Annotated in this window: 22 protein-coding genes; 14 read left to right on the top strand and 8 right to left on the bottom strand. The window is 73.4% G+C overall.

The window, feature by feature from the left end; genetic code table 11:
• Window positions 1-18: 18 nt before the first annotated feature.
• Window positions 19-669 (bottom strand): dienelactone hydrolase family protein, encoded by a 651-nt coding sequence (locus tag AB0P25_RS03725; protein WP_363805448.1) that lies wholly within the window; start codon window positions 667-669, stop codon window positions 19-21.
• 114 nt (window positions 670-783) lie between these two features.
• On the opposite strand from AB0P25_RS03725, the gene AB0P25_RS03720 reads away from it, so the two are divergent.
• The 3 genes from AB0P25_RS03720 to AB0P25_RS03710 all read left to right on the top strand — a co-directional run bounded on the left by AB0P25_RS03720 (window position 784) and on the right by AB0P25_RS03710 (window position 2,888).
• Window positions 784-1,365, top strand: coding sequence for an NUDIX hydrolase family protein (locus AB0P25_RS03720; protein WP_363805446.1), 582 nt, complete (start codon window positions 784-786; stop codon window positions 1,363-1,365).
• A gap of 64 nt (window positions 1,366-1,429) precedes the next feature.
• Window positions 1,430-2,296, top strand: coding sequence for an alpha/beta hydrolase (locus AB0P25_RS03715; RefSeq protein ID WP_363805445.1), 867 nt, complete (start codon window positions 1,430-1,432; stop codon window positions 2,294-2,296).
• Window positions 2,289-2,888, top strand: a complete 600-nt coding sequence (locus tag AB0P25_RS03710; protein ID WP_363805443.1) for a TetR-like C-terminal domain-containing protein — start codon at window positions 2,289-2,291, stop codon at window positions 2,886-2,888. The genes AB0P25_RS03715 and AB0P25_RS03710 overlap by 8 nt, the downstream gene beginning before the upstream one ends.
• A 171-nt stretch (window positions 2,889-3,059) precedes the next feature.
• On the opposite strand, the gene AB0P25_RS03705 is transcribed toward AB0P25_RS03710, so the two are convergent.
• Window positions 3,060-4,661, bottom strand: a complete 1,602-nt coding sequence (locus AB0P25_RS03705; RefSeq protein WP_363805442.1) for a DEAD/DEAH box helicase — start codon at window positions 4,659-4,661, stop codon at window positions 3,060-3,062.
• Between the two features lie 262 nt (window positions 4,662-4,923).
• Here AB0P25_RS03705 and AB0P25_RS03700 point away from each other — a divergent pair, with 262 nt between their 5' ends.
• Window positions 4,924-7,149, top strand: a complete 2,226-nt coding sequence (locus AB0P25_RS03700; protein WP_363805441.1) for a UvrD-helicase domain-containing protein — start codon at window positions 4,924-4,926, stop codon at window positions 7,147-7,149.
• Window positions 7,150-7,247: 98 nt separating this feature from the next.
• Here AB0P25_RS03700 and AB0P25_RS03695 read toward each other — a convergent pair whose 3' ends face one another.
• The 4 genes from AB0P25_RS03695 to AB0P25_RS03680 are packed head-to-tail and all read right to left on the bottom strand — an operon-like array spanning window position 7,248 to window position 10,145.
• Entirely contained in the window at window positions 7,248-7,925 is a 678-nt protein-coding gene (locus AB0P25_RS03695; protein WP_363805439.1) for a DUF1684 domain-containing protein, read from the bottom strand.
• The gene (locus AB0P25_RS03690; RefSeq protein ID WP_363805438.1) at window positions 7,922-8,476 is read right to left on the bottom strand and encodes a hypothetical protein; all 555 of its coding nucleotides are present in this window, start codon (window positions 8,474-8,476) and stop codon (window positions 7,922-7,924) included. Before AB0P25_RS03690 ends, AB0P25_RS03695 begins: the two co-directional genes overlap by 4 nt.
• Before the next feature lie 50 nt (window positions 8,477-8,526).
• A complete protein-coding gene (locus tag AB0P25_RS03685; protein ID WP_363805437.1) occupies window positions 8,527-9,831 on the bottom strand; it encodes an RNA polymerase sigma factor in 1,305 nt (434 codons plus the stop codon).
• On the bottom strand, window positions 9,828-10,145 hold the full coding sequence (locus tag AB0P25_RS03680; protein ID WP_363805435.1) for a YciI family protein: 318 nt from the start codon (window positions 10,143-10,145) through the stop codon (window positions 9,828-9,830). Before AB0P25_RS03680 ends, AB0P25_RS03685 begins: the two co-directional genes overlap by 4 nt.
• 101 nt (window positions 10,146-10,246) lie before the next feature.
• On the opposite strand from AB0P25_RS03680, the gene AB0P25_RS03675 reads away from it, so the two are divergent.
• The 6 genes from AB0P25_RS03675 to AB0P25_RS03650 all read left to right on the top strand — a co-directional run bounded on the left by AB0P25_RS03675 (window position 10,247) and on the right by AB0P25_RS03650 (window position 14,031).
• Window positions 10,247-10,741: an EVE domain-containing protein gene (locus tag AB0P25_RS03675; RefSeq protein ID WP_363805434.1), complete on the top strand. Its 495-nt coding sequence runs from the start codon at window positions 10,247-10,249 to the stop codon at window positions 10,739-10,741.
• Window positions 10,738-11,325, top strand: coding sequence for a 2-phosphosulfolactate phosphatase (locus AB0P25_RS03670; protein WP_363805432.1), 588 nt, complete (start codon window positions 10,738-10,740; stop codon window positions 11,323-11,325). The genes AB0P25_RS03675 and AB0P25_RS03670 overlap by 4 nt, the downstream gene beginning before the upstream one ends.
• A gap of 40 nt (window positions 11,326-11,365) precedes the next feature.
• Window positions 11,366-11,668 (top strand): DUF427 domain-containing protein, encoded by a 303-nt coding sequence (locus AB0P25_RS03665; RefSeq protein WP_363805431.1) that lies wholly within the window; start codon window positions 11,366-11,368, stop codon window positions 11,666-11,668.
• 15 nt (window positions 11,669-11,683) lie between these two features.
• On the top strand, window positions 11,684-12,856 hold the full coding sequence (locus AB0P25_RS03660; RefSeq protein WP_363805430.1) for a PQQ-dependent sugar dehydrogenase: 1,173 nt from the start codon (window positions 11,684-11,686) through the stop codon (window positions 12,854-12,856).
• Between the two features lie 215 nt (window positions 12,857-13,071).
• A complete protein-coding gene (locus AB0P25_RS03655; protein WP_363805429.1) occupies window positions 13,072-13,485 on the top strand; it encodes a hypothetical protein in 414 nt (137 codons plus the stop codon).
• Between the two features lie 48 nt (window positions 13,486-13,533).
• A complete protein-coding gene (locus AB0P25_RS03650; RefSeq protein ID WP_363805428.1) occupies window positions 13,534-14,031 on the top strand; it encodes a SprT-like domain-containing protein in 498 nt (165 codons plus the stop codon).
• Between the two features lie 6 nt (window positions 14,032-14,037).
• Here AB0P25_RS03650 and AB0P25_RS03645 read toward each other — a convergent pair whose 3' ends face one another.
• Window positions 14,038-14,646 carry a GNAT family protein gene (locus AB0P25_RS03645; protein ID WP_363805427.1) on the bottom strand — a complete coding sequence of 203 codons (609 nt, stop codon included), beginning with the start codon at window positions 14,644-14,646 and terminating at the stop codon, window positions 14,038-14,040.
• Between the two features lie 57 nt (window positions 14,647-14,703).
• On the opposite strand from AB0P25_RS03645, the gene AB0P25_RS03640 reads away from it, so the two are divergent.
• From AB0P25_RS03640 to AB0P25_RS03625, 4 genes are read left to right on the top strand one after another with little or no spacing between them, the layout of a single operon-like run.
• Complete coding sequence (locus tag AB0P25_RS03640; protein ID WP_363805426.1) at window positions 14,704-15,303, top strand: CGNR zinc finger domain-containing protein; 600 nt, start codon at window positions 14,704-14,706, stop codon at window positions 15,301-15,303.
• 4 nt (window positions 15,304-15,307) lie between these two features.
• Complete coding sequence (locus tag AB0P25_RS03635) at window positions 15,308-16,069, top strand: 5-oxoprolinase subunit PxpA (protein WP_363805425.1); 762 nt, start codon at window positions 15,308-15,310, stop codon at window positions 16,067-16,069.
• The gene (locus AB0P25_RS03630; protein ID WP_363805424.1) at window positions 16,066-16,683 is read left to right on the top strand and encodes an allophanate hydrolase subunit 1; all 618 of its coding nucleotides are present in this window, start codon (window positions 16,066-16,068) and stop codon (window positions 16,681-16,683) included. The genes AB0P25_RS03635 and AB0P25_RS03630 overlap by 4 nt, the downstream gene beginning before the upstream one ends.
• On the top strand, window positions 16,680-17,579 hold the full coding sequence (locus tag AB0P25_RS03625) for a biotin-dependent carboxyltransferase family protein (RefSeq protein WP_363805423.1): 900 nt from the start codon (window positions 16,680-16,682) through the stop codon (window positions 17,577-17,579). The genes AB0P25_RS03630 and AB0P25_RS03625 overlap by 4 nt, the downstream gene beginning before the upstream one ends.
• A gap of 5 nt (window positions 17,580-17,584) precedes the next feature.
• Here AB0P25_RS03625 and AB0P25_RS03620 read toward each other — a convergent pair whose 3' ends face one another.
• Window positions 17,585-18,457, bottom strand: a complete 873-nt coding sequence (locus AB0P25_RS03620; protein ID WP_363805422.1) for a fused MFS/spermidine synthase — start codon at window positions 18,455-18,457, stop codon at window positions 17,585-17,587.
• Between the last annotated feature and the right edge of the window lie 14 nt (window positions 18,458-18,471).

The following is an 18,471-nucleotide window of genomic DNA, read 5'->3' as shown; positions in this document are numbered from 1 at the left end:
CGGACCTGTGGAGAACGCTCAGCGAGGCAGATGCGTGCGGATGAAGGAGGAGATGTCGCCCAGCTCCGTCGGCGAGATCGCGTGCCCCATCCCCTCGTAGATGCGGGCGTCGAGGCTCGTGTGCTCCGGAAGCCACTCGGTCGTGCGGTCGAGCGACGCGGAGGGGATGGTGTCGTCGAGCGTGCCGCGCCCCCAGAAGACCGGCACGGGCGTCTCGGCGAGCTCGGCGTCCCCCGGCTGGTCCCCCTTCACGACGAACCCCGACAGCTGGACGGCGTAGTCGAAGCGCTCGGGCGCCAAGCGAAGCAGCTGGAGGGCCATCGCGCCGCCCTGCGAGAAGCCGAGCAGCCCGGTCGGCGTGGCCGGCTGCTCGTCGAGCCAATCGAGGACGGCGCGCGCTGCAGCGTCCGCGTTGCCGGCGAGCGGATCGCCGGGGACGTTGGTGAAGCGGGAGAACCACGCGAAACCGGGGCCCTCGGGGATGGGCGCCCGCAGGGACGCGATCACCGGCTCCAGCGGCAGGTAGGCCGCGATGCCGAAGAGATCGGCCTCATCCGACGCGTAACCGTGCATGAGAACGAGCAGCGGACGGCCGGCGCGATCGCGTTCGGACGCGGACCACAGCACGGCATCGCGGTCGATGCGGAGGTCGGGGGCGGGAAACGGCACCCTCCATTCTGCGCCGGAACCTGGAATCGTTCACAGCCCCCGTCGGAGTGCCGCCCATCCACAGATCCCGCTGTGCCCCGTAGACGAGATGGTCGCCTTCCGTAGGATTCATGCATGAGCGTTCGCACCCCGGATCCGGATCCCACTCCCGACCCGCTCCCCGGCAACGGCCCGCAGCCCGGCCCGGCCTGGCTCTCCGACCTCGAGCTGGCGCAGATCCGGGGGCGGCTGCCCCTGCTGTACGTCGAGGCGGTCCCCGTCCGGGTCGATGGCCTCGGACAGGTGACCGAGGTCGGCATCCTGTTGCGCGCCAACGCGGTCGGCGAGATCACGCGCACGCTGGTCTCCGGCCGCGTGATGTACGGCGAGACGCTGCGGGAGGCGCTGTTCCGGCACCTCGAGAAAGACCTCGGCCCCATGGCGTTCCCGCAGCTGCCGGCGAGCCCGGTGCCGTTCCAGGTGGCGGAGTACTTCCCGCTGCCGGGCGTCTCGCCGTATGTGGATGAGCGTCAGCACGCGGTCTCGCTGGCCTACGTGGTCCCTGTGACCGGCACGTGCGAGCCGCGGCAGGACGCCCTGGAGCTGACCTGGATGACGCCGGAGGAGGCCACGTCCCTCACGGTCACCGAGGAGCTTGAAGGCGGGCGCGGGGCGCTGGTCAAGGCCGCGATGGCGTCACTGGGACGTATCGGCTGACGGCTCACGGACCGATTTCGGAATGTGCTTGTGCCATAAAGCTAATAGTGTTAGCTTTATGGCTATGAACACTTCCGTCGATTCGCAGGTCCACTTCCTGCAGCGTCCCGAGGGACGCGTGAGTTACACCGTCGAGGGGCATGGGCCTCTCGTCGTGGCGGTCCCCGGCATGGGCGACCTCCGCTCCAGCTTCCGCGAACTCGTCGGTCCGCTCGTCGCGGCGGGCTTCCGCGTCGCGGTCACCGACCTGCGTGCCCACGGCGACTCGGACACCACCTTCCGCGAGTTCGGCGACCTGGCGACGGCGGCCGACCTCATCGCCCTCATCGAAGAACTGGGAGGCCCGGCGGTCGTGCTGGGCAACTCCATGGGCTCCGCCGCCGCAGCGTGGGCCGCCGCCGAGCGTCCCGACCTGTTCGCAGGCCTCGCCTTCTACGGACCGCTCCTGCGCGACCCCGCCATGGGACGCGCCGCGACCGGGCTTGTGCACACGATGTACCGCGCGATGTTCGTGCGGCCGTGGGGCGTCTCCGCCTGGGCGGGCTACTACCGACGCACGCTCAACCGCGGGCGCACGGCCCCCTGGCTCGACGAGCACGTCGCCGCCATCCGCGCGTCCCTGTCCGAGCCGGGCAGGCTCGCCGCCTTCCGCCACCTGACGCTGCAGCTGACCCACGCGCCCGTCGCACCGCGCGTGCGCGAGGTGCGCGTGCCGATGCTCGCCTTCGTCGGCGACCTGGACCCCGACTACCGCGACATCGAAGCCGAGCGCACGTGGATGCAGGAGCAGGGCGTCGAGGTCGTGCGCGTCCCCGAGGCGGCCCACTATCCGCACGCGCAGCGGCCCGATTTCACGGTCGCGCCGACGCTGGCCTTCGTGGAGTCGCGCCGTTCGGCCGACGGCGCGGCCTGGGCGGAGCCGAATGCCTAGGGTTGGGCTCACCCGTGCCGCCGTCACGGCCGTCGCGGTGGACGTGGTGGACGAGGGCGGGACCGCCGGCTTCGACACGCTGACCCTGGCCGCGGTGGCCGGCCGCGCCGGCGTCGCCGTGCCGAGCCTCTACAAGCACGTCGCCTCGCTCGGCGACCTGCGCCGGCTGGTGGCGACGGAGTCCGTCGCCGAACTGACCCGGACGCTCGCGGCCGCGACCATCGGACGCGCCGGACCGGATGCCATCCGGGCGGCGGCGGACGCGATGCGCGACTTCGCCCGCAGGCAACCCGGCCGCTACGCCGCGACCCAGGTGGCGGCGGACCGATCCGACCCGGCCGACGACGAGCTCAGCGCCCGCTCGGCCGAGACGCTGGCGGTGCTCGCGGGCGTGCTGCGCGGCTTCGGCCTGCCCGACGACGAGTTGGTGGACGCGGTCCGGATGCTGCGCAGCGCCATCCACGGCTTCGTCACGCTGGAGCTGGGCGGCGGATTCGGGCTCCCGGACGATCTCGACCGCAGCTACGCCGTTCTCGTCGACGGCGTCATCGCCGGCGTCGAGCGCCTGGCCGCGACCTCCCCGGCGCCCTGACCCCCCATCGAGTACGCAAAGAGTGCACGCCTGATGCGCTCTGGGCGTGCACTCTTTGCGTACTCGACGGTGGGTCGGTCCGGTCGGCGAGGGCACCCCACCCCCGAGTACGCGAAGAGTGCACGCCGGACCGGGTCCGGGCGTGCACTCTTTGCGTACTCGATGGGGGGATCAGCCCTGCGCGCGACGCGAGCCGCGGCCGCGGCTCGTCGAGGCGTCGGCGCGCGCGGCGGTCGAGCGCCCGGCGCCGCCGGCGCGGCCGCCGTCGCGCGAGCCGGAACCGGCCTGGGCGCCGCGGTGCTGGCCGCCGCCGTGCGCGGCGGAGGACTGCTGCGCCGGACGCTGGCCGCGGCGACGCGAGCCGCCGTTGCCCGTCCCGGAGCCGGCGTTCGCGCCGGACGTGCGGTTGGAGCCGGCCGCTCCCGCGCCACGACCGGAGCCGTTGCCCGAGCCGCCGGCAGAACGGCCGGAGCCGTTGCCCGCACCCGTGCCGCCCGCGCCGCCGCCGGCGCGACGCGCCCGCTTCCGCTGTGCGTTCGCGCCCTGCGACGTTCCGCCGCCGGTCGCGGGCCGCTGGACCGGCGCCGGCGCCACCTTCGCGGCGACGTCGCCCACGAGCTCCGTCACCACGGCCGACGTCGCCGTCACCCGCTGCGGGGCCGCGCTGATCGCGGCCTTGCGCAGCAGCGTGCGCACGTCGTCCGCCTGCGCCGTGAGCATCACGGTCACCACGTCGCCCGCGCTGCCCGCGCGAGCCGTGCGGCCGGAGCGGTGGAGGTACGCCTTGTGCTCCGCCGGCGGGTCGACGTGGACCACGAGCTCCACGTTGTCGACGTGCACGCCGCGCGCGGCCACATCCGTCGCCACCAGCACCTTGACGCTGCCGTCGCCGAACGCCGCCAGGTTGCGGTCGCGGGCGTTCTGGGCGAGGTTGCCGTGCAGGTCCACGGCCGGGATGCCGGACGCGGTGAGCTGCTTGGCGAGCTTCTTGGCCTGGTGCTTGGTGCGGGTGAACAGGATGCGGCGGCTGGTGCCCGACGCCAGCGCCTCGACCAGCGCCTTCTTCTCGTCCGGGGTGTCCACCTGCAGCACGTGGTGGGTCATCGCCTCGACCGGGCTGGTCTCGTCGTCGACCGAGTGCAGCACGGGGGAGTGCAGGAACCGGTTGACGATCTTGTCCACGCCGTTGTCGAGGGTCGCCGAGAACAGCAGGCGCTGTCCGTCGGTCGGGGTGGCGGAGAGGATGCGGGTGACCACGGGCAGGAAGCCGAGGTCGGCCATGTGGTCGGCCTCGTCGAGCACGGTGATCTCGACGGCGTCCAGGGACACGAAGCCCTGCTTCATGAGGTCTTCGAGGCGGCCGGGGCACGCGACGAGGATGTCGACGCCCGCCTTCAGCTCGGCGACCTGCTTGTTCTGGGAGACGCCGCCGAAGACGGTCGAGACGCGCAGCGAGTAGGCGTCGGCCAGCGGACGGAAGGTCGCGGCGATCTGCGTGGCCAACTCGCGGGTCGGGGCGAGCACGAGCGCGAGCGGACGCCCGGCGCGGCGGCGACCGCCGGCGAGCACGGTGCCGAGGCGGGAGACGAGCGGCAGGGCGAACGCGATGGTCTTGCCCGAGCCGGTCTTGCCGCGGCCGAGAACGTCCTTGCCCGCGAGGGCGTCGGGGAGCGTGTCCTTCTGGATGGGGAACGCCGTGGTCTTGCCATCGGCCGCGAGGGCGGCGACGAGCGGGGCGGGGACGCCCAGCTCGGCGAAAGTCGGTGAAGTCATGGGGGTGCCTTTCCGGCAGGGGACCCGCGCGGCGTCGTGCCGCGGCGGGTCGGGGTGGCGAGCACGCCGAACAGCGCGATCGTTCGCCGTATGAAGAGAAGCGTGCGGAGCAAGTGGCCCGGCGCAACGCGAAGCGTTCTACGACGCAGCGGGCGACGATCGGCCCGCAAGCAATCAGTCTAGGGCATGCGGCCGTACGACTGCTGGGAGCGTCCACCCATCCGGAGGTCGTAGACTGTCGGCCCGGAAACGAAGGGCGGCCATGGGCGTGCAGGAGTCTGAGCTCGATCGCGAACGCGCCGTGGTCTCGGGGCTGTATGAGCGGCTGGATCAGCTGCGCGCCGAGACCGAGGAGCGGCTGTCCCGCGTGCGCCGCGACAGCGTCGGCAGCAACCACCAGGCCCGCAGCGAGCGTGACGCGTTCGCGCGCCTGTACGAGGACCAGCTGACCCAGCTCCGCGACGTGGATGCGCGGCTCGTGTTCGGCCGCCTGCTGCTGGAGGAGCCCGTCGACGGCTCCGACCACCGCTACATCGGCCGCATCGGCCTGCGCGACGATGACCAGCGCTCGCTGCTGGTCGACTGGCGTGCGCAGCAGGCCGGCGCCTTCTACCAGGCGACCGCGAACGAGCGGATGGGCGTGCGCGCCCGCCGTCACCTCACGATGTCGGGCCGCCAGGTGACCCGCATCGACGACGAGGTCTTCGACGAGGCGCTGCTCGACGGCGACCGCGCAGGCGAGCACGTGCAGGGCGAGGGAGCGCTGCTCGCCGCCCTGACGGCGCAGCGCACCGGCCGGATGCACGACATCGTGGCGACGATCCAGGCCGAGCAGGACCGCATCATCCGCTCCGACCTCCGCGGCGCGCTGGTCGTGCAGGGAGGCCCCGGCACGGGCAAGACCGCCGTCGCGCTGCACCGCGCCGCCTACCTGCTCTATGCGAACCGTCAGCGTCTGAGCGCGTCCGGTGTTCTCGTCGTCGGTCCGTCGACCGCGTTCCTCCGCTACATCGAGGCGGTGCTGCCGTCGCTCGGTGAGACGGGCGTGGTCATGTCGAGCCTCGGCGAGCTGTTCCCGGGGGTGGAGGCCACGGCCCAGGATGCGCCGGAGGCAGCGGTGCTGAAGGGGTCGGCGCAGATGGCGCGGCTGCTGCAGCGCGCCGTGAAGTCGCGGCAGAAGGCGCCCGACGAGGCGCAGACGATCGTGGTCGACAACGAGCGGCTGGCGGTCGATCCGGCTCTCATCCACCGTGCCATCGCCAAGGCGCAGCGCACCGGGAAGCCGCACAACGTGGCGCGCGTCACGTTCGTGAAGGCCGCGCTGTCGGAGCTGACCGACCAGCTGGCCGCCCAGCTGCGCGCCGCCGGCTCGACGATCGACGACGCCGACCTGAAGGTGCTGCGCGAGGACCTGCGCACCTCGTACGACGTCCGCGTCCTGCTCAACACGGCCTGGCTGCCGCTGACCCCGCAGAAGCTGTTGCAGGACCTCTTCGCGCGTCCCGCGTGGCTCGCCGAGCTGACGCCGCGGTGGTCGGTGCAGCAGCGCCAGGCGCTGCAGCGCGAGCGCAGCGCGCCCTTCACCGTGTCGGATGTGCCGCTCCTGGATGAGGCGGCCGAGCTGCTGGGCGATTTCCCCGGTCGCGCTGACCCGGCTGACCGCGAGCGGGAGCGCCAGCGCAAGCGGGACCTCGAGAACGCGCGTGCGGCCATCCGGAACATGGGCGTGCAGGGGCTCGTCAGCGCGGAGCAGCTGGCCGACGGATTCGCCGAGCAGGTCGACCGCGGCACGACCGCGGAGCGCGCCGCGTCGGACCGCAGCTGGACGTACGGCCACGTCGTCGTCGACGAGGCGCAGGAGCTGTCGCCGATGCAGTGGCGGCTGCTGGTGCGCCGCTGCCCGATGAAGTCGTTCACGATCGTCGGCGACATCGCGCAGGTGGCGTCGGCGGCCGGGGCGTCGAGCTGGCAGGAGGCGCTGGACCCGGTGTTCAAGGACGCCTGGCGCCTCGAGGAGCTGACCGTCAACTACCGTACGCCCGCGCAGATCACGCGCGAGGCCGAGCGGATCGCCGCGGACGCGGGGCTGCCGATCACGCCGACGCGCGCCGTGCGCGAGGGCGAGTGGCCGATCCGTCGCGTGGATGCGGAAGCTCCGGACGCGCTCGGCGTCGCCGTGGCGGACGCGGTCGCCCACGACCGCGGCATCGACGACCAGGGGACGCTCGCGGTTATCACGACCGCGGCCGACCTGCCGGCGGTCTCGTCCGCGGTCGCGGAGCGCTTCGGGGATGCCGCCGGCCGCGGCGCCGCGGGCCTCACCCGCCCGATCGCCGTGCTGACCGGCTACGAGGCGAAGGGACTGGAGTTCGACGCCGTCGTGCTCGCCGACCCCGACGCGCTCGCCGCCGAGTCGCCGCGCGGCGCCGCATCCCTCTACGTCGCGATGACCCGTCCGACGCAGCGCCTCACGCTCGTCGCCCGCTGACTCACGCGCCCCCGCGCGACGATTCGTCACGAACGGGCGCGATTCGTCACGAACGGGCGCGATTCGTCACGAATCGGCGAGGGAAACGTGGGACAAGGTCACGCGCCGGCGTACCGTTCGCCGACCGGGACCTCGACCGCGAGCGTATTGCCCGCCTGCGCCAGCGGGCACGCCCACGCCGGGTCGTAGGCGCATGACGGGTTGTAGGCGAAGTTGAAGTCGAGCACGAGCGACGCCTCGCCGTCTCCCGCGTCGAGCCCGAGGTCGGCGCCCTTGATCGTGTCGATCAGGTAGCGTCCACCGCCGTAGGTGCCGCCCGGCCGCCCCGCCAGCGCATCCTTGACCGGCACGAACAGCCCGCCGCCGTAGGACGCCAGCCGCCACACGTCGAGCGTCCCGGCGAACGGGACGCGCACGGTGCCGAGCAGGTCGAACGGCACGACGCCGTCGGTGCCGGTCTCCACGTCCATCCGCTTCGGCGACGCCGCCGGCTGGATCGGCAGCTCGAACCGCCATTCCGGGTCGTAGGGTACGACGGGCAGTCCCGTGAACCGGTCGCGGTCCTCGGGCAGCAACGGCGACGCCGGATGCGAAGCGAAGAGGTCGTTGCGGCACGAGATCCAATGTGCGTGCGCCTCCGCCGGGTCGTGGGCGGCGAGGCGGCGCACGGACGCGTACAGGGCGAACACGCGCCGCCGCCAGTCGGCCGTCTGGACCGCCGTCACCGCACGGGCGTCGCTCGCCGCGTCCCTCGCGGGCTGCTCCACGCTGGTCATCTCTCCACCGCTCCCGTCTCCGGCTGCTCGTCCGCCGGGCGTACCTCCGGATCGTAGGCCCAGGTCGGGGCCAATCGCTTGAGGCGCACGCCGCGCCACTGCCAGAACGCCCACATCGCGTACCAGGCGATCGGCGTCAGCGCGCCCGCCTTCACGATGAGCTGGTCGCGGTACAGCGTCCGCAGCCGTCCCTCCTCATCGGGGCCGGCGGGGTCGGGTGCGATCGCCATCCGGTGGTCGAGGTGCGGGATCGCCGCCAGCGCGCCGCCCGTCCCGCCGCCGCTGTCGCGCAGGATGCGCGTCCCGCTCTCGCGCGGATCGGTCGACCGCAGCGTGTCCAGCCGGATCGCCTGCGTCCCGACGGTGAACGCCCCCAGCGCCTTCACCTTCACCCGGTGCTCGGCGCCCCACCGCGTCGGGAACCCGGCGGGCTCCTCCGACCGGAAGTCGAGCCACGGCATCGCCACCTCGCGGAACGCGGTCGGGCTCTGCAGGGCACGCCAGGCGGCGTCGGGGTCGCAGTCGAGCAGGAGCTTCAGCAGCACGCGCATGCTCCCAGTGTCGCTCCCTCAGGCGCGGATGGGATCGGTGGATGCGCGACTCAGAGGCATTCCGCGGCTCGCGCGAGCAGCAGGTCCCGTTCCCGCGCGTTGTCGGTCATGGCGGCCGCGCGCTCGAACTCCTGCCGCGCGTCCTCGCGGCGACCCAGGCGAAGGAGCAGATCGGCGCGGACCGACGGGAGCAGGTGGTACGACGACAGGGCGCCCTCGACCGCCAACCGGTCGACGACCTCCAGCCCCGCCTCCGGCCCGTACGCCATCGACAGCGCGACGGCACGGTTGAGCTCGACCACCGCCGAGGGCCGCAGCGACGCGAGGGCACCGTAGAGCGCGACGATCTCCTCCCAGTCGGTCGCGTCGGGCGTCGCGGCCGTCGCGTGGCAGGCCGCGATGGCAGCCTGCAGCGCGTACGGCCCGCGGCTCACCGGCGGTCGACGGGTCACGCGGAGCATGTCCGACCGCTGCAACGCCGCAAGCCCGCGCCCGATGAGGACGCGGTCCCAGCGGGTGCGGTCCTGGTCCTGCAGCAGGATGGGCGACCCGTCCTCCGTCGTCCGCGCGCCGAGCCGGGACGCCTGCAGCTCCATCAGCGCCACCAGCCCGTGCACCTCCGGCTCGCGCGGGGTCAGCTCGGCGAGCACGCGGCCGAGCCGCAGCGCCTCGCGGCACAGGTCGGGACGCATCCAGTCGTCGCCCGCGGTGGCCGAGTAGCCCTCGTTGAAGATGAGGTAGACGACCTCCAGCACCGACGCCAGCCGGTCGGCGAACTCGGCCCGCTCGGGCACCTCGAACGGCACCCCCGCCGCGCTGAGCGTCTTCTTGGCGCGCACGATCCGCTGCGCCATGGTCGAGGGTGGGACGAGGAACGCGCGCGCGATCTCCTCCGTCGAGAGGCCGCCCAGCATCCGCAGCGTCAGTGCCACGCGCGACGCCTGCGGGAGGACCGGGTGGCACGCGACGAAGACGAGCCGCAGCAGGTCGTCCCCGATCGGCTCCTGTGCGGCGCGCGCGGGGTCGTCGCGGCCGAGCTCCTGCTCCAGGTCGTGCGCGATGGCGGCGTAGCGGTCGTCCAGGCGCTCCCGCCGCCGCCACCCGTCGACCGCGCGGCGCTTCGCCACCGTCGTCAGCCAGGCGCCGGGATTGCGCGGGATGCCGGACTCCGGCCACTGCTCCAGCGCCGCGACCAGCGCGTCCTGGGCCAGCTCTTCGGCGAGTCCGACGTCGCCGGTCGAGCGTGCGAGCCCCGCGATGAGCCGGGCCGACTCGATCCGCCACACCGACTCGACCGCCCGCCGGGCCGCGACCGCGCGATCGGGCGCATCGTCCGCCGTCCCCTCGCCGCTCATCGGCCCTCGTCGCCCGCCACGCGGCGCACCTCCACCGTCCCGGACGTCAGCGGCAGCCGGCGCGCCCACTCCAGCGCCTCGTCCTCGCCGGCCGTCTCCACCATCCAGAGCGCGCTCACCGCGCTCGTGGCCGGGCGGCTCAGGATGCGGTCCTGGCCCGCGCAGCGGACGCTCGCGCCCGCGCTCGGCGGCTCCAACGCGTCCGCCGCGAGCAGCACTCCCGCGCGGATCAGCTCGGCGCGGTACCGGTCGAGCTCCGGCCGGGCGGCGGCCGTCTCGGCCTCCTCGCCGAGTGCCATCAGCACGAATCGCATGGTCCCATCCTCTCCTCGCGGCGCGCGAGCGCCTACCAAAACGTCGAACCGCGTCCGCCCGTTTCGACACCGGTGACGGTGGTGTGCGCTACAACGGGAGCATGGCGATCCGTTACTGGCTGGGCGTGGTGCAGCACGACCACGTCCTGCGCGGCGTCGCGGGCGGCTTCGCCCAGGTCAATCACGGTGCGCGCGGTCCGCTGGAGTGGATGGGCCCCTCCGACGGTTTCGTCTACTACTCGCCGCGTGCCTCCTATCCGGACGGCGAACCGCTCAAGCAGTTCACCGCGGTGGGCCGCGTGGCCGACGACGACGTCTTCCAGGTGACTCAAGGGCCCTCGATGACCGGACCGGCGGGCGACTTCAAGCCGTGGCGCCGCCGCATCGACTGGGACCACGACGCGGTGCCGACGCCCATCCGCCCGATGCTCGGGATGCTCGACTTCACCCGCGACCGACCCGACTGGGGCTACCAGCTGCGGCGAGGCGTCATCGAGCTGACGCGGCACGACTTCGACCTGATCCGCCGCCAGATGCGTCCGTCACCGGGGGAGGCCCGGCCGCGTCCGGCCGGTCGAACTACGATGGCCCGGTGACCGACTCCCGCACCGCCGCCATCCCCGACGCCCACCGCCAGGCCAAGTACCAGGTACGGTTCGACTGGGGTGTGGACGGCCTGGACGCGGTGGCGCAGGACGCCGACGTCATCGTCTGGATCGACGCGCTCGCCGTCGACGCCGAACCGCCCGCGTTCCCCGGCGACGGCGCGGCGCTCGCCGCGAGCCTCACGGACGCGGAGGCCGTCGCCCGGTGGATCCTCGACGAGCAGGTCCGCCTGGGCCGCCGCACCATGGTCGCACTCGTCGCGGCGGGCGGCACGACCGCCACGGACGCACCGCGCTTCGCCGTGGAGGACCTGCTCGCGGCGGGCGCGGTCGTGGACGCCCTGGCCGCACTCGGTATCGACTACGCGTCGCCCGAGGCCGCCGCCGCGTGCGCCGCGTTCACGGGTCTCCGGGGTGCCGTCGCGCACCTCCTCACGGCGTCCGTCTCCGGTCGCGAGCGGATCGCCGCGGGCGTCCCGCTCGCCGACGTCGCCGCGTCCGGCCGCCTCGGCACCTCCGACACTGTGACCGTGCTGCGAGCCTCCCGGCAGAGCGGTGCGCGGCCCGCGGAATGATCTCGGCCCGGGGTACGTTCGCTCGGACAGGAGGTTTTACATGAAAGCCGTGCTGAACGACACCGTCATCGCCGAGGCCCCGCAGGAGGACCTCATCCGCATCGAGGGCAACTGGTACTTCCCGCCCGCGAGCGTGAACGCCGAATACCTCGTCGAGAGCGCCACCCCGTACACGTGTCCGTGGAAGGGCGAGTGCCAGTACTTCTCCGTGAAGTCGGACGACGGTCTGCTGCAGGACCGCGCCTGGAGCTACCCCACCCCGTACCCCAGCTCGTTCGACCGGGTCGGCAAGGACTACAGCAACTACGTCGCGTTCTGGAAGGATGTCCGCGTCGTCGACTGACGGCAGCGGGCAGCGATGATCCATCCCGGCCGCCGCTCAGGGCTCCTCGCCCTGGCGGCGGCCGCGCTCGTTCTGGCGGGATGCTCGGCGCCGGCCCCGGAGCCGGACCCGACGGTCACGCGCACTCCGACCGCGACACCGCGGCCGACCGGCACCTCGGCGGCCGTCGCGGCCATCCCGTGGCAGCCGAGCGGGCAGACGACCGAGCTCGCGTCCGGCCTGGACGCGCCGTGGTCGGTGGTGCCGCTGGCGAGCGGGTCGGCGCTGATCAGCGAGCGCGACTCCGGCAGGATCCGGGAGCGGCTGCCGCACGGCGGCCTGCGCGACGTCGGGACCGTGCCCGGCGTCGTGCACCAAGGTGAGAGCGGTCTGCTCGGCCTCGCGGTGCGGTCGACGGATGCGCCCGACGAGCTCTACGCCTACCTCACGACGGCCGACGACAACCGCGTGGTGCGGATGCCTCTCAGCGGTGCGCCCGGCTCGTACGCGGTCGGCGCTCCCTCACCCGTCCTCACGGGCATCCCGAAAGCGGGCAACCACGACGGCGGCCGCATCGCCTTCGGCCCGGACGGCATGCTCTACATCACGGCCGGGGACGCGTCGAACCCGGCGAACGCGCAGAACGTCGGCTCGCTGGGCGGCAAGATCCTCCGCGTCACCCCGGACGGCCAGGTGCCCGCCGACAATCCGTTCGCGGGCTCCTCGGTGTGGACGTACGGCCACCGCAACCCGCAGGGCATCGGCTGGGACTCGCGCGGCACCATGTGGGCGTCCGAATTCGGCCAGAACACCTGGGACGAGCTCAACATCATCCGGCCGGGGTCGAACTACGGGTGGCCGGTCGTCGAGGGCGTCGGCGGAGACCCCGCGTACACCGATCCGGTCTACCAGTGGCCGACTTCGGCCGCGAGCCCGAGCGGGCTCGCCGTCGTGGGTGACACCGTGTTCCTCGCGGCCCTCCGTGGGCAGCGGCTGTGGACGGCGTGGCCGACCGACGGCGCGGCGCCCGTGACCGCGGCGCCGTTCTTCGAGGGCGCGCTCGGCCGGCTCCGCGACGTTGTGGCCGTCGGTGACCGCTTGTGGGTCCTGACGAACAACACGGACGGACGCGGATCGCCGCGCTCAGGCGACGACCGGCTCATCGAGGTGCGACTCACTCCGGCCCCTGGTGTCAAGCGCCCGGGGTGAACCGCGTCTGCGGGTAGTCTTGGGGGGTCACACCGATCGGGAGCAGAACCCTGAGCATCATCCTCGGATACGATCCGACCACCCTGCGCGAACGCGTCGATCTGCGCGCTGCCGGCGAGCGTCTTGAGGAGCTCGGCAGCCTGCGCAGCCTCAGCGCGCTCAATGAGAAGGCGGTCCTGCTGCGCCTTCTGGGCCGGCTCGACGAGGCCTACGAAGTGGCCAACGAGGCCGTGCGCCAGGCGCGCTTCACGGGCGACCGCGAGCAGCTGCTGGGCGCGCGTGTTCGCAGAGCGCAGGTGCTGCAGTACGAGGGCAAGGCCGACGAGGCCGTCGTGGAGCTGACCGGCTGTGTGGACGAGGCCCGCGGTCGCGAGTGGACGGCGCTGGAGGCGTTCGCCATCCAGAATCGCGGCAAGGTGTACTTCGACACGGGCGACTACGAGAACGCACTCGCCGACATGACGGCCGCCGTGTTCCTGCGCGAGAAGCTGGGAGCCTCCCCGGCCGAGATCCAGGCCGCGCTGACCGCCGTCGCGGTCGTCCAGTCGGCTCTGGACGCCCAGCGCGGTTCCCTGGGAGCCCCCGCGGCTGCCGCTCCGGGCGCCGAGACGGACTCCGATCGCGCGTAGGATGCACGGCATGGAGCAGTGGAGCGCTTCGGAGAGGAGCCGTGCCTGATGGCCGACCTCGAGCGCGTCCGGCGCTGGGCCGACGCCCTCATCGCGCTGCACCTCGACCCCGCCGTCTGGACCTTCGGCTTCGACAACGCCAAGACCCGCGCCGGACTCTGCAACTACACGTCGAAGCGGATCACCGTCTCCCGCTACCTGGCCGCGCGGTACGAGGACGACGAGATCCACCAGATCCTCCTGCACGAGGTCGCGCACGCGCTCGCCGGTCCCCGGGCCGGCCACGGTCCGCGGTGGCGTGCCATCGCGATCGACCTCGGCTACGAGGGAAAGCGCCTCCACGGCGGGGCCATCGCCGACGACCTCGCGCCGTGGGTCGGCACCTGCCCGAACGGGCACACGCACTACCGCTACCGCAAGCCCGCGCGGGCTCTCGCGTGCGGCGCCTGCTCGCGCCGGTTCGACGCCGCCAACCTCATCTCGTGGCAGCACCGCGAGGTGTCGCCCGCTCAGCGGCGCGTCGCCGCCGCGGCCGCCGCCGAGTAGGGCCGCTCAGGCGCGCGTCGCCCCGATCCGCTCGTCGAGCGCATCCCGCACGGCCGGCCACTCCTCGCTCAGGATGGAGTACACCGCCGTGTCGCGCCAGCTCCCGTCCGCGCGGCGCTGGGTGTGCCGCAGGACGCCCTCGTAGTGAGCCCCGAGCCGGACGATCGCGGAGCGCGACCGCTCGTTGAGGACATCCGCCTGCAGCTTCACCCGCTCGAACCCGTGGTCGAAGGCGGTGCCGAGCAGCAGCCGCTTGGTCTCCGCGTTGACGCGGCCGCCCCAGGCCTCTGGCGCGTACGCCGTCCAGCCGATGTGGGCGGAGTCGTTGACCAGGTCGAAGTCGCCGAGCGTCGTCGTCCCGACCAGCCGGTCCCCGTCGCGCAGGACGACGGCCGTGACGTTGCTGCGCTCCCAGTCGAGGTAGCCGAGGATGAAGTCGCGCCACTCCTCGTACGTGTCGCGGTAGGCCGCGGGCCCTCCGCCCCAGCCGCCCGCGAAGACCTCGGGATGCCCGATCGCGTCGAAGAGGTCCGGCAGGTCGTCGTGGGTCAGCGCCCGCAGCAGCACCGTGGGTCCTTCGAGCGTCGCCAGCGGATCGGGCCTCGTCGCGGTCATCCGCCCAGTATGCCGCAGGGCGTCCGCACGGCCGCGGCCGGGTAGGGTGTACGGGCGATGGAAGCGTTGATCACCAGGCAGACCGGACAGTGGATGGAGCCCGTGGACGGCCAGCGCTGGTGGTTCGATTCGGGCTCTCTGGCCCTCGACTTCGCGCACACCGCCGGCGGCGACGACGCGGGCGGCCACCGCGAACTCGTGCCGGATGCCGCCGTTCTGAACGACTGGCTGATCGAGCGCTTCCCCGAGGTCGCGCCCACGGCGGGCGACCGCGAGTTCCGCGACGCGGGCACGCTGCGCGCGGCGATCGGCCGCCTCGCACGACAGGCCAGCCTCGCCGAGGCGCTGTCGCCCGACGACGTGGATGTGGTGAACCTCTTCGCCGCCACGCCCGACATCCCGCCGGTGCTCGCCGGTGGAGCGCGTCAGGCGGGCCGCACGAAGGCGCGCCCGCACCAGGCCCTCGGCTCGATAGCCCGGGACGCGGTGCGCCTCTTCGGTCCGGACGTCGACGGCCGCATCCGCGAGTGCTCGGCCGATGACTGCGACCTCGTCTACCTCGACACCTCGCGCAGCGGCACCCGCCGCTGGTGCTCCATGCAGCGTTGCGGCAACCGCGCCAAGGTGCGGGCGCATCGGGCGCGCGCGCGACAATAGGCACATGCCGCACTCCATCGACCTCAACAGCGACCTCGGGGAGTCCTTCGGCGCCTGGTCGATGGGCGACGACGCCGCGCTGCTGCGGGTCGTGTCCAGCGCGAACGTGGCCTGCGGCTTCCACGCCGGCGACGCGTCCACGATGCTCGCCACCTGCCGCGAGGCCGCGGCGAACGGCGTGACGGTCGGCGCGCACGTCTCGTATCGCGACCTGGCCGGGTTCGGCCGCCGCTCGATGGATGTGCCGCCCGGAGAGCTGCGCGACGAGGTCCTTTACCAGCTGGCCGCGCTCACCGGCCTCGCCCGGGTCGCCGGCACCGCCGTGCGCTACGTCAAGCCGCACGGCGCCCTGTACAACCGCATCGTCCACGACGAGCCGCAGGCGAACGCCGTGGTGGACGCCGTCATCGCCTTCGACCCGTCGCTCGCGCTGCTCGGCCTGGCCGGCTCGGCCGTCGAGCGGTCGGCGGAGGAGGCGGGACTGCGGTTCGTGCGCGAGGCCTTCGTCGACCGCGGCTACCGGGCTGACGGCACACTGGTGCCGCGCACCGAACCGGGCGCGCTCCTGTCCGATGCCGATGCGATCGCGGCCCGCGCCGTCCGCATGGCGACCCACGGCCGCGTGACCGCGGTCGACGGGACGGAGATCGCCGTGCAGGTCGACTCGCTCTGCGTTCACGGCGACACCCCCGGCGCGGTCGCGATGGCGCAGGCCGTGCGCGACGCGCTCGCCGCATCCGGTGTCTCCGTGGAGCCGTTCGCGTGAACCGCCGCATCCTGCCGTACGGCGACCACGCCCTGCTCGTCGAGCTGGATGACCTGGATGCCGTGCTCGCCCTGTTCCGCGGCCTGGAGGCGAGCCGTCCGGCCGGTGTGGTGGACGTGGTGCCTGCGGCCCGGACCATCGCCGTCGTCGTGCAGCCGCGCATCCTGCCGCTCAGCGTCGCCACCGCCTGGATCGACGGCGCCGAGCCGCTGCCGGCTCCTCCCGCGGATATCGGAGCCGTGGAGCTCGCCGTCCGGTACGACGGCGCGGACCTCGCCGAGGTCGCACGTCTGACGGGGCTCTCCGAGGCCGACGTGATCGCCTTCCACACCGGCCGCCCGTGGCGCGTCGCCTTCGGCGGGTTCGCGCCGGGGTTCGCCTACCTCGTCCCCGACGGCGACCCGCTCGACGTGCCGCGCCGGTCCACCCCGCGCACGGCCGTGCCGCCCGGGGCCGTCGGCCTCGCGGGCGCGTTCAGCGGCGTCTACCCGCGCTCCAGCCCCGGCGGCTGGCAACTGATCGGGACCACGGACGCCGTGCTGTGGGACGAGACCGCCGACCCGCCCGCGCTGCTGCGCCCGGGAGCCGTGGTGCGGTTCCGGGAGGCCACATGAGCGCCGGCGTCCGCATCCTGAGCCCCGGCCCGCTCGCCCTGCTGCAGGACCTCGGGCGCCCCGGCCTCGCCGCGCTCGGCGTCGGCGCCTCCGGCGCGCTCGACCGCGGCGCGCTCCGTCTGGGCAACCGTCTGCTCGGCAACGCCGAGGGCGCCGCCGGCGTCGAGGTCCTGCTGGGCGGCTTCGAAGCCCGCTTCGAGCGGGACACGTGGTTCGCGGTCACCGGAGCCACCGGCTCCCTTCTGCTCGACGACCGCTCCGTGGATGCGCACCGGGCCGTCCGCGCGGCCGCCGGGCAGGTGCTCCGCATCCGCGCCGCCGAGACCGGGATGCGCTGGTACCTCACCGTCCGCGGCGGCATCGCGGCGCCGCCGGTCCTCGGCTCCCGCTCGCGCGACACCCTTGCCGGTCTGGGCCCCGCCCCGCTCGCCGCGGGCGACCTGCTGCCGGTGGGCGCCGCGTCCGGAACCGATGTGCCGCTCCTCGATTTCGTGCCCGTGGCCGAGCCCGCGCCCGGGCCCGTCGAGGTCCGCGCGCACCGCGGGCCGCGCGCCGACTGGTTCACCGACGCGGCCCTGGAGGCGTTCTTCACCGTGGAGTGGCGCGCGGGCCAGGAGAGCGACCGCATCGGGATGCGCCTCGACCCGCCCACGGCTCGCCGGCACGCCACGGAGACACCGCCCCTGCTCCTCGAGCGTGCCATCGACCGCGAGCTTCCGAGCGAGCCGATGGTCGCCGGAGCCGTGCAGGTCTCGCCGGACGGACGCCCGACCGTCCTGCTCGCCGACCACCCGGTCACCGGCGGCTACCCGGTGATCGCCGTGATCGCGGACGCCTCCCTCGACGCGTTCGCGCAGCTACGACCCGGGCAGGGCGTGCTCTTCCGGCACGCCTGACAGACTCAGTCCCGCCGCGTCCCGCTCTGGAAGATGCTGCGCGCGGGCGTCGGCGACGGCACGCTGGTCGCGTCCGTCACGATCGGCGCCCCGGCCGCGAACGTCCGCAGCTCCTCCCCGGCCACCGCCTTGGCCGGGTGCGGTCCGCTGGCGAGCAGCCGCGGCAGCCACTCCAGTGGCAGCGGCGAGTTGGATCCGACCAGCACCACGTTCCCGAACCTGCGACCCTTGAGCACCTGCGTCTCCGCCAGCGCCGCCACGTTCTCCACGACGGCCCCGAGGGTCGACACCTGGCTGCGGGCGAAGGTCAGCGGCGGCCCGTCCGCCACATTGACGAGCACGATCCCGTCCGGCTTCAACAGCGACACGGCCGACCGGTAGAACTCGACGCTGGTGACGTGGGCGGGCGTCCGCGACCCGCTGAAGATGTCGACGACCAGCAGATCGACCGACCCGCGCAGGCCGGCGGGCAGCTTGCCGACCACCTCGCGAGCGTCCCCGTGCCGGATGCGGATCTGCGCGTAGCGGGGGAGCGGCAGCTGCTCGCGCACCAGCTCCACCAGTTTGCTCTCCAGCTCGACGACCTGCTGCCGTGATCCCGGCCGCGTGTAGGCGATGTAGCGGGGGAGCGTGAGGGCGCCGGCGCCGAGGTGCACCGCCGTGATCGGCTCCCCGGGCTCGCCGATCAGGTCGATGACATTGCCCATCCGCTGGACGTACTCGAAGAACAGCTGCGAGGGGTCGTCGAGGTTCACGTGCGACTGCGGCGTCCCGTCCACGACCAGCTGGTACGCGCCGGGCACGAACCGGTCCGGCTCCACGGTGGCGAGGTAGCCGCTCTCGGAGAGGGTGACGGACGGGTTCTGCGAGGCGGGCACGCGGCCAGCCTAGT

Source organism: Leifsonia sp. NPDC077715 (assembly GCF_040686855.1).
Lineage (GTDB): Bacteria > Actinomycetota > Actinomycetes > Actinomycetales > Microbacteriaceae > Leifsonia.
This window is presented reverse-complemented; position numbering and strand designations above follow the sequence as displayed.

What these genes read in the sequence shown, in the direction of transcription:
- AB0P25_RS03650 (WP_363805428.1), top strand. Translation starts at nt 13,534, where the DNA reads ATGGCCGACCTCGAGCGCGTCCGGCGCTGGGCCGACGCCCTCATCGCG.
- AB0P25_RS03715 (WP_363805445.1), top strand. Translation starts at nt 1,430, where the DNA reads ATGAACACTTCCGTCGATTCGCAGGTCCACTTCCTGCAGCGTCCCGAG.
- AB0P25_RS03695 (WP_363805439.1), bottom strand. Translation starts at nt 7,925, where the DNA reads ATGACCAGCGTGGAGCAGCCCGCGAGGGACGCGGCGAGCGACGCCCGT.
- AB0P25_RS03685 (WP_363805437.1), bottom strand. Translation starts at nt 9,831, where the DNA reads ATGAGCGGCGAGGGGACGGCGGACGATGCGCCCGATCGCGCGGTCGCG.
- AB0P25_RS03690 (WP_363805438.1), bottom strand. Translation starts at nt 8,476, where the DNA reads ATGCGCGTGCTGCTGAAGCTCCTGCTCGACTGCGACCCCGACGCCGCC.
- AB0P25_RS03625 (WP_363805423.1), top strand. Translation starts at nt 16,680, where the DNA reads ATGAGCGCCGGCGTCCGCATCCTGAGCCCCGGCCCGCTCGCCCTGCTG.
- AB0P25_RS03665 (WP_363805431.1), top strand. Translation starts at nt 11,366, where the DNA reads ATGAAAGCCGTGCTGAACGACACCGTCATCGCCGAGGCCCCGCAGGAG.
- AB0P25_RS03710 (WP_363805443.1), top strand. Translation starts at nt 2,289, where the DNA reads ATGCCTAGGGTTGGGCTCACCCGTGCCGCCGTCACGGCCGTCGCGGTG.
- AB0P25_RS03635 (WP_363805425.1), top strand. Translation starts at nt 15,308, where the DNA reads ATGCCGCACTCCATCGACCTCAACAGCGACCTCGGGGAGTCCTTCGGC.
- AB0P25_RS03645 (WP_363805427.1), bottom strand. Translation starts at nt 14,646, where the DNA reads ATGACCGCGACGAGGCCCGATCCGCTGGCGACGCTCGAAGGACCCACG.
- AB0P25_RS03640 (WP_363805426.1), top strand. Translation starts at nt 14,704, where the DNA reads ATGGAAGCGTTGATCACCAGGCAGACCGGACAGTGGATGGAGCCCGTG.
- AB0P25_RS03720 (WP_363805446.1), top strand. Translation starts at nt 784, where the DNA reads ATGAGCGTTCGCACCCCGGATCCGGATCCCACTCCCGACCCGCTCCCC.
- AB0P25_RS03705 (WP_363805442.1), bottom strand. Translation starts at nt 4,661, where the DNA reads ATGACTTCACCGACTTTCGCCGAGCTGGGCGTCCCCGCCCCGCTCGTC.
- AB0P25_RS03660 (WP_363805430.1), top strand. Translation starts at nt 11,684, where the DNA reads ATGATCCATCCCGGCCGCCGCTCAGGGCTCCTCGCCCTGGCGGCGGCC.
- AB0P25_RS03700 (WP_363805441.1), top strand. Translation starts at nt 4,924, where the DNA reads ATGGGCGTGCAGGAGTCTGAGCTCGATCGCGAACGCGCCGTGGTCTCG.
- AB0P25_RS03680 (WP_363805435.1), bottom strand. Translation starts at nt 10,145, where the DNA reads ATGCGATTCGTGCTGATGGCACTCGGCGAGGAGGCCGAGACGGCCGCC.
- AB0P25_RS03675 (WP_363805434.1), top strand. Translation starts at nt 10,247, where the DNA reads ATGGCGATCCGTTACTGGCTGGGCGTGGTGCAGCACGACCACGTCCTG.